Raw genomic sequence first — 11,859 nt, 5'->3', positions numbered from 1 at the left:
CGAATATTACTGATCAGACTGAATGCCATGCTGAGAGACGGCACCGAATGGCGGTGACGAATGGCAGGGTGAAGACAGTTGCTCCCACATTTGATCGCGTTCTCCTGTGGGAGCGGGCTTGCTCGCGAAAAGGTCGGAACGACCTTCCGGCATGTCAGGTCAAATCAGTCGTCGAGAGCTTTCACCGATTTGGGCGACAACCGCAAGCTGCGAAGGCTGCGTTTAACGCTCTTGAGGTGGTTGACCAGGCTCGGCCCGCGCGCCATGGCCACACCCATAGCCAGCACGTCGATCACCACCAGATGGGCGATGCGCGAGGTCAACGGCGTATAGATTTCGGTGTCTTCGTGCACGTCGATCGCCAGGTTGACGGTCGACAGTTCGGCCAATGGTGTCTGGCTCGGGCACAAGGTGATCAGCGAGGCGCCGCTTTCGCGCACCAGGTTCGCGGTGATCAACAGGTCTTTGGAACGCCCGGACTGGGAAATGCAGATCGCCACGTCGGTGGGCTTCAACGTGACCGCCGACATCGCCTGCATGTGCGGGTCGGAATACGCCGCCGCTGTCAGCAGCAAACGGAAGAACTTGTGCTGGGCATCCGCAGCCACGGCACCTGAGGCACCGAAACCGTAGAACTCGACACGCTGAGCCTGGGACATGAGCGACACCGCACGTTGCAACTCCACCGGATCGAGCTTCTCGCGAACTTCCATCAGGGTGTGCAAGGTGGTGTCGAAAATTTTCAGGCTGTAGTCGGCGACCGAATCGTCTTCATGGATTGCAAACTGGCCGAAGCTCGCACCGGCCGCGAGGCTCTGCGCCAGCTTCAGTTTCAGATCCTGAAACCCTGAACAACCAATGGCGCGGCAGAACCGTACGATGGTCGGCTCGCTGATGCCTACGCTGTGGGCCAGGTCGGCCATGGAACTGTGCATCACCGCCGCTGGATCAAGCAGCACGTGGTCGGCGACCTTCAGCTCCGACTTGCGTAACAGGTGGCGTGACTGGGCGATGTGTTGCAGCAGATTCAAGGTCTGGACTCTTTGTTATTGGCAGGCGCCGGGGATGTAGCAAGCTTGTAGTTATACTACATGAATCGGCTTTTTGCCTGCTCAATGCGTAACCGAATCCCTCGTTTTCAGGCGTGCGCGCTCCATGTAGCACTCATTGTCAGCGCTTCAGCGCAACCGAAGCCTCCCCCTTGAAGCTGACAACCACCCCGGAACAACCTGATCGAAGTTCCCGGAGCTTAGTTGTTATAAGAACAAACAAATGAAACACTTGAACTTACAAATGCAACTAACAAGCCTCTTCCAAAAACAACTTATCCTCGTTACTTTAATCGTGCAGGAAGCAATCAAACTTAATTAAAGGAGTTCCACACCATGAGCATTAAAACCAAAAACTGGACCGCACAAATTGACCGCATGCCCGGCGCAGCTTCTTTCCGCGCCTTCGGCACTGTAACCGTCGCACACACAGGCATCACCCCTAAACTGGTGATGACCGATATTCAGGACAAGTCCTTGGATCTGCGACTGGAGTTGCTTCTTGAAACTTCCAACGACGTTTCGCTGCCCGTTGAAATGGATAAAGTTGTCGAATACAAAGCACTGGGCAATTCTAATGTTTCCGGCGTGAGCATCTTCTATAAAGGTGAACAGATTCACCACATCGATGATGTCCTGATTACACACTAAGCCTGTAAACGCCTTCCCGTCACTTCACGTGGCGGGAAGGTCTGATTGTGCGACGTGGGCGGGCTGCGCTCGCAAAAGGTCCGCCAACCCACCCGCTTCTATCGGGCGACTGATCAGATAGCCCTGCACTTCATCACAGCGTTCAACCTTCAAGAACTCAAGCTGCTCCGACCGCTCCACACCTTCAGCCACAACCTTCAATGACAACCCGTGAGCCATCGCAATGATCGCCCGGGTAATCGCCGCATCCACGCTCCCCTCTCCCAGACCGCGGATAAACGCCTGATCGATCTTCACGTAATCCACCGGAATACGCTTGAGGTAGCTCAGGGACGAATACCCGGTGCCAAAATCGTCGATGGCCAGCTTCACACCCAGATCACGCAACTGCTGGAAGGTCGCGATGATGTGTTCGACGCTGTCCAGCAACTGGCTTTCCGTGAGCTCCAGTTCGAGGTAGTGCGGCGCCAGGCCGGTTTCCTCCAACACTTGGCGCACCAGGCTGACCAGCTTGCCCTGTCGCAACTGATGCACCGACAAATTGACCGACACCCGAATCGGTTCCAGCCCCTGACGCTGCCATTCACAGGCCTGCCAGCACGCCTGACGCAAAACGAACTCGCCGATCGGGCCGATCAGTCCGGTTTCTTCGGCCAGGCCGATAAAGTCTCCTGGCGGCACGCTGCCCATGGTGGGGTGATCCCAGCGCACCAAAGCCTCGGCGGCATTCAGCCGGCCCGTGGCGAGGCAGAGTTTCGGTTGGTAAAACACCTTCAGCTGCTTCTCTTCAATGGCTTTACGCAGCTGGTTTTCCAGCTGCAAGCGCTCGAGCGTGCTGGCTTGCAGGCTGTCGGTGTAGAACTGGAAGTTGTTGCCGCCCAGGTGTTTGGCATGTTGCATCGCCATGTTCGACTGGCTCACCAGCGCGGAAATTTCCCGGGCGTTATCCGGCAACATGCTGATGCCCATGGAGGCGCTGACGACCAGTTCATGCCCGTCGACGGTCACCGGCACACGCAATTTGGTCGATAGGCGCGTTGCCACTCGCGCCAGGCTTGAGAGGCTGCCGTAAGTATCGAACAGCACCGCGAACTCATCGCCGGACAATCGCGCAATGGTGTCTGCTTCCGGCAACGCATTGACCAGGCGCCGAGCCATCTTCTGCAACAGCTGGTCAGCAATTTCATGGCCAAGGCTGTCGTTGAGTAACTTGAAGCGGTCCAGGTTGATGTGCAACAACGCCAGACTACGCCCGCCCTGGCGCACGCGCTGATGGGCCTCGCGCAAGCGCTCGCGGAACAACGAACGATTGGCCAGCCCCGTCAGTTCGTCGTAGTGAGTCAGGTAACGCATGCGCTCTTCGGATTCGCGCCGCGCCGAGAGATCGGCGAAGAAACCGACGATATGGCTGACATTCCCCCGCGCATCGCGCACGGTATTGAGTTGCAGCCATTGCGGATACAGTTCGCCGTTCTTGCGGGTTTCCACCAGTTCGCCCTGCCAACTGCCGTGTTGCTCCAGCGCCTGATGAATCGCCCCGTAGTGGCGACGGGCGTCGCGACTGCATGGCAACTCCACCACATTGCGTCCGAGCATGTCGTCGGTGTCATAGCCCGTCAAGCGGCTGAACGCCTGGTTGACCGCGATGAGCGCGTAATTCGGATCGAAAATCATGATGCCTTCGCTGGCCGCCTCGAACACCGTCGCGGCCAATTGCTGCTGCGCTTCCAGGCTCTTGCTGGCACTGATGTCACGGCGGGTGCCGACCATGCGGATCACCCGGCCGCTTTCGCTACGCTCAACCGCCCGGCCGCGGTCTTCGATCCAGACCCAATGACCATCGCCATGGCGCACGCGGTATTCAATCTGATAGTCCTCGCTGCGCCCCTTCAAATGCTCGACCAGCGCGCGCTTCAGCGATGGTAAATCCTCGGGGTGCAGGCGCGGCTTGAGGTGACGCAACATGGCCGTCACGAACTCCGGCTCCAGGCCGAACAATTCCTGGATATGGGTGTGATGGACTTCGTCGGTTTGCAGGTTCCAGTCCCATAGCCCCAGCTCACTGGCCTGCAAGGCCAGCGCCAGGCGCGCTTCACTTTTGCTCAAGGCCTGGTTGGCGGCGTCAAGTTCCAGGCTGCGCTGGGCGACGCGGCTTTCAAGCCCGATCTGAATTTCGCGCAACTCGTCTTCGGCGCGACGGCGCTGGTCGATTTCCCTGGCCAGTTCGTGATTCAGCTGTTCGCTACGGCTTTGGGTCTGCTGCAGGTGTTCGATCAGTGCCTGATTCTGGAAACGTCGCAGCAACCCGCGATCAATCAGCCGATTGACCTGCCAGGCCACCACGCTCAACGCCCCCAACAAGATCAGCCCGAACCAGCCCCAGCCCTGTTCCTGCTGGTCGCCGCCCCAGAACAAATAGGCGATGGCCGGTAACAGACAAGGCAAGGTAAAGGATAGAAAGGCCGGCAGACTGACGGCGTAGGCCACGCTGGCCGAGAGCGCTGCCGCGCCGATCAGGCCGAACACCCAGGCTTGCTGGATGAAATTGTCGGCAGGCACCAGGGCGATGCCAGCGCCGGCGAGGGTCAGGCCAGTCATGGCCGAGCCCAGCAAAAACATGCGACGCCAGATCGGATGCGCCTGACGATTGGGAATGGCCGAATCGAAAGCGGCGACCTGGATCACCCGCAACGCCACCAACGACAACAACCACACCAGCCAGACGCTGACCAGGAAGTAGCGCTGCGGACTCCACAGCAATCCCGCACACACCAGGCCATTGATCAGCATGAACAGCGTAGGCAGCAGCGAGCCCTGGTAAAGCAGGCGCGTGCGCTCGACCGCCATTTCCATGGCGTACTGTTTGCGGATAACCCGGGGCTCCACAGTGGGGCCCGACAGGTCGGAGCTGAGGGTCATAGGCAATGTTCTTGTTCTTATAATGATGAGCATGAGCCCGAAACGTGAACGGAGCATACACAAGCCAATGCCCTTACCAAACTGCTCCAGATCATAAATTCAACAAAAGCACGGAGGCCCTTTGCCCCCCGAAAACGCTGGAAGCGAGCCCCGCCAATGCTTGCAGCCAGTGACCGACCGGTCGTCCTGCGCGTATCTTTCATCGGCTAAAGCAAAGCGGGGTTTGCCCGGTGTGACGCGGCCCCCTAGAATGCCCCGATGCGCGATGATCTCTCCCTTCTGCTGAACTCCCTCAACGATGCCCAACGCCAGGCCGTAGCTGCCTCCGTGGGTCGTCAGTTGGTCCTGGCCGGTGCTGGTTCCGGTAAAACCCGAGTGCTGGTGCACCGTATCGCCTGGTTGATCCAGGTCGAAAACGCCTCGCCCCACTCCATCCTGTCGGTGACCTTCACCAACAAGGCCGCTGCCGAGATGCGTCATCGCATCGAGCAGCTGATGGGCATCAACCCGGCCGGCATGTGGGTTGGCACCTTCCACGGCCTGGCGCACCGCTTGCTGCGGGCGCACTGGCAGGAAGCCGGCCTGAGCCAGACCTTCCAGATTCTCGACAGCGACGACCAGCAACGACTGGTCAAGCGGGTGATCCGCGAACTGGGCCTGGACGAGCAACGCTGGCCGGCCCGTCAGGCCCAGTGGTTCATCAACGGGCAGAAAGACGAAGGTCTGCGCCCGCAACATATTCAAGCCAGCGGCGATCTGTTCCTGGCCACGATGCGCAGCATTTATGAAGCCTATGAGGCCGCGTGCCTGCGCGCCGGCGTCATCGACTTCTCCGAACTGCTGCTGCGTGCCCTCGACCTGTGGCGCGATCACCCGGGTTTGCTGGCGCACTATCAGAAGCGTTTCCGTCACATTCTGGTGGACGAGTTCCAGGACACCAACGCCGTGCAGTACGCCTGGCTGCGACTGCTGGCCAAGGGCGGCGACAGCCTGATGGTGGTCGGCGACGACGATCAGTCGATCTACGGCTGGCGCGGCGCGAAAATCGAGAACATCTATCAGTACTCCGACGATTTCCCGGACGCCGAGACCATCCGCCTGGAGCAGAACTACCGCTCCACTGCCGGTATCCTCAAGGCCGCCAACGCCCTGATTGCCAACAACACCGGGCGCATGGGCAAAGAGCTGTGGACCGATGGCGGCGAAGGGGAAGCGATCAACCTGTACGCCGCGTTCAACGAACACGACGAAGCTCGTTATGTGGTGGAAACCATCGAAAGCGCGCTGAAAACCGGCTTGGCTCGCAGCGATATCGCGATTTTGTACCGTTCGAACGCCCAATCGCGCGTTTTGGAAGAAGCGTTGCTGCGCGAGCGCATTCCGTACCGCATCTATGGCGGTCAGCGCTTCTTCGAACGGGCAGAAATCAAGAACGCCATGGCTTACCTGCGTTTGCTGGAAGGCCGCGGCAACGATGCAGCGCTGGAGCGGGTGATCAACGTTCCGGCCCGCGGCATCGGCGAGAAAACCGTTGAAGCGATTCGCGACCATGCGCGCCACAGCGATGTGTCGATGTGGGAAGCGATGCGCCTGCTGGTCGCCAATAAAGGGCTGACCGGCCGTGCCGCTGGCGCGCTTGGGTCGTTTATCGAGCTGATCGACAACCTCGCCGCCAAGTGCATGGAAATGCCACTGCACCTGATGACCCAGACCGTCATCGAGCAGTCCGGGCTGATTGCCTATCACGAAGCGGAAAAAGGCGAGAAAGGCCAGGCACGGGTAGAAAACCTTGAGGAGCTGGTCAGCGCCGCACGCAACTTCGAAAACTCGGAAGAGGATGAAGACCTGACGCCACTCGCGGCATTCCTCGGCCACGCGTCGCTGGAGGCTGGCGATACTCAGGCCGATGAGCACGAAGACAGCATTCAGTTGATGACCTTGCACAGCGCCAAGGGCCTGGAATTCCCTTACGTGTTCCTGGTGGGCATGGAAGAAGGGCTGTTCCCGCACAAAATGAGCCTGGAAGAGCCGGGACGTCTTGAAGAGGAACGGCGTTTGGCCTATGTCGGTATCACCCGCGCCATGCAGAATCTGGTGATGACCTATGCTGAAACCCGACGCCTGTATGGCAGCGAGACCTACAACAAAGTGTCGCGTTTCGTACGTGAAGTGCCGAAAGGCCTGATCCAGGAAGTGCGGCTGTCCAACAGCGTCAGTCGTCCGTTTGGCGGCGGTCAGCAGCAGAGCTCCAGCAGCCTGTTTGGTGGCAGCGAGATCCCCGACACCGGTTTCAGCCTCGGCCAAGCCGTTCGGCACTCGGTGTTCGGCGATGGCGTGATCCTGAACTTCGAAGGCGCCGGGGCTCAGGCGCGGGTGCAGGTGAACTTCAGCGAAGGCAGCAAATGGCTGATGCTGGGTTACGCGAAACTGGAAGCGATCTAAGGACCACAGAGGTCCAATGTGGGAGCGAGCAAGCCCGCTCCCACAAGGTTAGGGTTGGCTGATCTGCAAGGAAACGACCTATGGGCTCAGGCTTCTTTTCTTCCTGGACATTCTGGGCCCTGATGTCAGCCGCTTTCGCGGCAATGACCGCTATCTTCGCCAAGATCGGCATCGAAAACGTCAATTCCGATTTCGCTACCCTGCTGCGTACAGTAGTGGTGCTGGTCAGCCTGGCCTTGATTTTGTACGCCACGGGCCAATATCAGTCATTAGGATCGATCTCGGCCAGGAGCTATCTGTTCCTGCTGTTGTCGGGACTGGCCACAGGCGCTTCGTGGATTTGTTATTTCCGCGCACTGAAACTGGGGCCGGCCTCGCTGGTCGCTCCGGTGGACAAACTCAGCGTTGTGCTGGTGGCGGTGCTCGGCGTGATCCTGCTGGGTGAAAAACTTGATCTGCGCCAATGGGGCGGGATCGGCCTGATCACGGCCGGTGTCGTGATGCTGGCGCTGCGACGCTAGACACCTTTCCTACAGAACTTATCCATTCATCCTACAGACCAAAGTTAACAGGCCTTATTGCGCTGACTGAAGCTGAACGCAACCTGTCAGGCAAAAGCCCGAAACACTCTGCCGCTAGCCAGTAACACTTCAGCTGTGCAACATGGCGCGCGTGCCATCCACAAATGGGAATTCCCTTTATGAAACGTTTTCTTAGCATCGCCATGGCGTTGTGCATCGGCCTGACGATGAGCCTCGACGCCAACGCCAAGCGCTTTGGTGGCGGCAAGAGCTCCGGCGCTGCGCCGACTCACCAGACCAGCCAAATGGCTCCTTCTTCTGCTGCAGGTGGCGCTGCTGCCACTGCGGGTGCGGCGGGTGCCGCGGGCGCTGCCGCCAAGGCCGGCGGAGCTTCGCGCTGGCTCGGCCCTCTGGCCGGCATCGCTGCCGGTGGCCTGCTGGCCTCCATGTTCATGGGCGGCGGCTTCCAGGGCATGCAGATCTTCGACATCCTGATCATGGCGGTCATCGCCTTCCTGGTCTTCCGTTTCATCGCCGCTCGTCGTCGCAAGCAGCAGGAGCACCTGGCTCCGGCTGGCACACCGATGCAGCGTGAAGTGTTCGAGCAGAAGCCAGCCGGCATGGGTTCGATCTTCGGTGGTTCGGCCGCTCCGGTTGCCGCTCGTCCGGTCATCAATGCGCCAGCCTGGTTCAATGAAAAGAACTTCATTGAAGCGGCCCGCAACCACTTCCAGTCCCTGCAGCAGCACTGGGACGCCAACGAAATGGACAAGATCGCCGAGTTCGTGACCCCGCAACTGCTCGAGTTCCTCAAGCGCGAACGTGCCGATCTGGGTGAAGGTTTCCAGTCCACCTACATTGATAACCTCAATGTTCAACTGGACGGCGTCGATGATCGTGCCGACAAGACCATTGCCACCCTGACCTTCAGCGGTGTGTCGAAAACCTCGCGTTTCGACCAGGGCGAAGTGTTCAGCGAAAGCTGGAACATGGAACGTCCACAGGGCGAAAACCAGCCTTGGCTGGTTGCCGGTATCCGCCAGAACGGCTGAACCGACCCGCGTTAAATGTGTCGCAACAAAACCCCGGCCTCTGCCGGGGTTTTCTATTTCGCGGTTGCATCTATAGCGAGCTACTGTATAAACCGCCCCAACTAAACCGCGCCATCAAGCAAGAGGATCCCGGACGTGGAAGAAATCATCGAACAACTGCGTGAAGCCAACGAACCGGTACCGGTCCCCTTGGAATTGCCTGACGAAGACCAGATCGTGGAAATCGAGGAACAACTGTTCATCGACATTCCCTTTGTCTTCAGAGAGTTTTTGCTGACCGTCAGCGACGTCGTCTACGGCAGCCTGGAGCCGGTGACTGTCACCGACCCGCAGTCCCACACCTACCTGCCGGACGTTGCCGCCAACGCATGGGATGCTGGCGTCGAGCGCAGCATGATTCCGATCTGCCAGGACGGCGACAATTACTACCTGGTCGAAGAAGACGGCACTGTGGTGCTGTGGCTGGCCGAAGAAGAACTGCTTGCCGAAGAAACCTGGGAATCGGTATGGCACTGGGCGCGGGACGTCTGGCTGGAGAGCTGATCCGTCTGACGCGCCGCGTGGTCAATGCCCGGACGATTCCTTGTGGTTGTCCAGAGTTTCCAGCAAGGCCACCTGCATCCGCGTGTGCACGCGGATAAACCAGCGCCAGAGCAACGCCGCCACGGCGGCCGCGACCACGACAATCAGCACCAGCAATTTGTTGGTCGGCAGAATACTGGCCGACAAGGCCGCCAACAGCAGGAAGATCACCAGCAGCGAGAGGATCGGGATCACTTCGGCGATCACCCGCCGCACTCGCTGCGTATGGCGGCCGGCCATCTCCGGTTTCACGCCCATCTCCGCCAATAGCATCGACAGCGCCTTGAGCTTGCGATAGGCCGCGATCAGGAACGGTAGCGACAACAGCAACGCCCCGCCCCAGACCAACGCTTTCTGCCAACTCGGATCGCTGATCCAGTCTTGCAGGTAAGCAGACATTCGCTCGGCGAAATAAGCACCCGAGAAGAAGATCGCAATCACCAGTGCCAGGTTGACGCCCACCTGTAACAGAATTCGCCGAATCATCGACGCCAGCAGCGCGCCTTCGCCCTGAGGCTGAATGCTGCGCAGCCATTCGCCGTACATCCCCAGCACGCGGCCCAGCCGCTGCGGCATCACGCTGGCCAGTTTGATCGACAGCGGGTCAGCGGCGCGGATCAGATAAGGCGTCAGCAGCGTGGTAATCACCGACACCGCCACGGCGACCGGATAGAGGAAGTTACTGGTGACCTGCAGGGTCATACCCAGCGCCGCAATGATGAAAGAAAATTCGCCAATCTGTGAAAGTCCCATCCCCACGCGCAGTGAGGTGCGTCCGTCATTGCCGGCGATAAAGGCGCCTAGACCGCAGGACAACATCTTTCCTAGCACCACAGCCACCGTGATCACCGCAATCGGCCACGCGTATTGCAGCAAAATCATCGGATCGAGCATCAGCCCGATGGCGACGAAGAAGATTGCACTGAACAGGTCGCGAACTGGCTCGATCAAGCGTTCAATCTTCAGAAGTTGGCGGGACTCGGCCATGATCGCGCCGATCAGGAACGCGCCAAGCACCATGCTGTATTCGAGCTTCACCACCAGCAGGCAGAAGCCGAAACACAGGCCCAGCACGGTGATCAACAGCATCTCGTTGCTTTCGAACCTGGCCACATAAGCCAGCAGTCGCGGCACCAGCAGAATCCCGATCACCAGCGCAACGATCATGAACAACGACAGCTTGCCGACCGTGGAGAACACTTCACCGGAACTGACCGTACCGCTGACCGCGATGCTCGATAGCAAGGCAATGATGCCGATGCCGAGAATGTCCTCGACGATCAGCACACCGAAGATCAGCTGCGCAAAGCGCTCGTTCTTCATCTTCAGGTCATTGAGTGCCTTGACGATGATGGTGGTCGAGGAGATCGCAAGGATCGCGCCGAGGAACAGCGAGTCCATGGTGTTCCAGTCGAACCAGCGACCGATTTCATAGCCGATCCAGATCATCAGCACGATTTCCAGGAACGCCGCGATAAACGCCGTGGCGCCGACCTTGAACAGCTTGCGCAGGCTGAACTCCAGGCCAAGGCAGAACATCAGGAAAATCACCCCGAGTTCAGCGAGGGTCTTGATGGTTTCTTCGTCGTGAATCAGGCCGAACGGCGGCGTGTGCGGGCCGATGATGAAGCCGGCCACGATATAGCCCAGGACCACCGGTTGTTTGAAGCGATGAAACAGCACGGTCACCACACCCGCGACCAACATGATCACTGCCAGATCCTGAATAAAACTGATGGCATGCATGGTGTGTGGCTCCTTGGATGACATTGCTCAATCGCCAGACGCGGGAAAGTTCTGATCGAACAAAGTAAAAAATCCGCTTTCCGCGTAGGAATTGCCCTTGGGGGGGGCTTTTGAAGGGTAACACCGCGACTTCCGGCAGAAAGGCGGTGCAATATATGGAAACAGATCGATTCCGCGTGACGGCGACCACCCGCCCGGCGTCCCGATAACTGTGGTTTGAAAAAACCAAACAGGCACCCGCAGAGGTGCACTCCTCCGAAATCTGCCTTGAACCGTGAGAACGCTATGGAACCCGGAAACGCCCAGCTGTCGATGACGGTATTGATGACCCCCGACATGGCCAACTTCTCTGGCAATGTTCACGGCGGCACGTTGCTCAAGTACCTCGACGAAGTCGCCTACGCCTGCGCCAGCCGTTATGCCGGCCGCTACGTGGTGACCTTGTCGGTGGATCAGGTGATTTTTCGCGAACCGATTCATGTCGGCGAACTGGTGACCTTCCTGGCGTCGGTCAATTACACCGGCAACACCTCCATGGAGGTGGGCATCAAGGTGGTGACCGAAAACATCCGCGAGCGCTCGGTGCGCCACACCAACAGCTGTTTCTTCACCATGGTGGCAGTGGACGACGATCGCAAACCGGCCGCAGTGCCGCCGTTGCAACCGCAGAACAGCGAGGACAAACGCCGTTTCATGCAGGCCCAGCAGCGTCGTCAGATTCGTCAGGAACTGGAAAAGCGTTATCAGGAGATCAAGGGCGACGCCTGAGCTGGTCAGAGCGTTTGATGGTGTTCTTCAGATAGCTTTCGCGAGCAAGCCCGCTTGTGTCTAGATCTAGGAATAAGCTCTGGGGTGAGAGGGGTGGATGGCAAGCTGTGAGTCCGCGGTGCTTGAAGC

The 11,859-nt window shown here is 59.0% G+C and carries 9 protein-coding genes; 6 read left to right on the top strand and 3 right to left on the bottom strand.

Translation table 11 applies throughout. From position 1 onward, the window contains the following. Positions 1 to 164 precede the first annotated feature (164 nt). Entirely contained in the window at positions 165 to 1,031 is an 867-nt protein-coding gene (hexR, locus tag FBY04_RS31950; RefSeq protein ID WP_008027445.1) for a transcriptional regulator HexR, read from the bottom strand. A gap of 354 nt (positions 1,032 to 1,385) precedes the next feature. On the opposite strand from hexR, the gene FBY04_RS31945 reads away from it, so the two are divergent. Beyond that, entirely contained in the window at positions 1,386 to 1,700 is a 315-nt protein-coding gene (locus FBY04_RS31945) for a hypothetical protein (RefSeq protein ID WP_145319647.1), read from the top strand. Between the two features lie 24 nt (positions 1,701 to 1,724). Here the strand turns inward: FBY04_RS31945 and FBY04_RS31940 are convergent, their stop codons facing one another. Continuing rightward, positions 1,725 to 4,619 (bottom strand): EAL domain-containing protein, encoded by a 2,895-nt coding sequence (locus FBY04_RS31940; RefSeq protein WP_145319643.1) that lies wholly within the window; start codon positions 4,617 to 4,619, stop codon positions 1,725 to 1,727. Between the two features lie 258 nt (positions 4,620 to 4,877). Here FBY04_RS31940 and uvrD point away from each other — a divergent pair, with 258 nt between their 5' ends. The 4 genes from uvrD to FBY04_RS31920 all read left to right on the top strand — a co-directional run bounded on the left by uvrD (position 4,878) and on the right by FBY04_RS31920 (position 9,177). Then, positions 4,878 to 7,061 (top strand): DNA helicase II, encoded by a 2,184-nt coding sequence (uvrD, locus tag FBY04_RS31935; RefSeq protein ID WP_145319642.1) that lies wholly within the window; start codon positions 4,878 to 4,880, stop codon positions 7,059 to 7,061. Positions 7,062 to 7,141: 80 nt separating this feature from the next. Further along, entirely contained in the window at positions 7,142 to 7,582 is a 441-nt protein-coding gene (locus tag FBY04_RS31930; protein ID WP_007934436.1) for an EamA family transporter, read from the top strand. A gap of 179 nt (positions 7,583 to 7,761) precedes the next feature. Beyond that, complete coding sequence (locus tag FBY04_RS31925; protein WP_145319640.1) at positions 7,762 to 8,634, top strand: Tim44 domain-containing protein; 873 nt, start codon at positions 7,762 to 7,764, stop codon at positions 8,632 to 8,634. 135 nt (positions 8,635 to 8,769) lie between these two features. Continuing rightward, positions 8,770 to 9,177 carry an SMI1/KNR4 family protein gene (locus tag FBY04_RS31920; RefSeq protein WP_145319638.1) on the top strand — a complete coding sequence of 136 codons (408 nt, stop codon included), beginning with the start codon at positions 8,770 to 8,772 and terminating at the stop codon, positions 9,175 to 9,177. 21 nt (positions 9,178 to 9,198) lie between these two features. Here FBY04_RS31920 and FBY04_RS31915 read toward each other — a convergent pair whose 3' ends face one another. Next, positions 9,199 to 10,962 carry a cation:proton antiporter gene (locus tag FBY04_RS31915; protein ID WP_084317682.1) on the bottom strand — a complete coding sequence of 588 codons (1,764 nt, stop codon included), beginning with the start codon at positions 10,960 to 10,962 and terminating at the stop codon, positions 9,199 to 9,201. Between the two features lie 285 nt (positions 10,963 to 11,247). Between FBY04_RS31915 and FBY04_RS31910 the strand changes: the two genes are divergently transcribed. Further along, entirely contained in the window at positions 11,248 to 11,730 is a 483-nt protein-coding gene (locus FBY04_RS31910; protein WP_010465381.1) for an acyl-CoA thioesterase, read from the top strand. Positions 11,731 to 11,859: the final 129 nt, after the last annotated feature.

This window comes from Pseudomonas sp. SJZ080 (genome assembly GCF_007828295.1).
Classification (GTDB): Bacteria; Pseudomonadota; Gammaproteobacteria; order Pseudomonadales; family Pseudomonadaceae; genus Aquipseudomonas; species Aquipseudomonas migulae_A.
Note: the sequence above shows the minus strand (reverse complement) of the source record. Positions and strands in the feature narration are given on the sequence as shown.

What these genes read in the sequence shown, in the direction of transcription:
- FBY04_RS31915 (WP_084317682.1), bottom strand. Translation starts at nt 10,962, where the DNA reads ATGCATGCCATCAGTTTTATTCAGGATCTGGCAGTGATCATGTTGGTC.
- uvrD (WP_145319642.1), top strand. Translation starts at nt 4,878, where the DNA reads ATGCGCGATGATCTCTCCCTTCTGCTGAACTCCCTCAACGATGCCCAA.
- FBY04_RS31930 (WP_007934436.1), top strand. Translation starts at nt 7,142, where the DNA reads ATGGGCTCAGGCTTCTTTTCTTCCTGGACATTCTGGGCCCTGATGTCA.
- FBY04_RS31910 (WP_010465381.1), top strand. Translation starts at nt 11,248, where the DNA reads ATGGAACCCGGAAACGCCCAGCTGTCGATGACGGTATTGATGACCCCC.
- FBY04_RS31940 (WP_145319643.1), bottom strand. Translation starts at nt 4,619, where the DNA reads ATGACCCTCAGCTCCGACCTGTCGGGCCCCACTGTGGAGCCCCGGGTT.
- FBY04_RS31945 (WP_145319647.1), top strand. Translation starts at nt 1,386, where the DNA reads ATGAGCATTAAAACCAAAAACTGGACCGCACAAATTGACCGCATGCCC.
- FBY04_RS31925 (WP_145319640.1), top strand. Translation starts at nt 7,762, where the DNA reads ATGAAACGTTTTCTTAGCATCGCCATGGCGTTGTGCATCGGCCTGACG.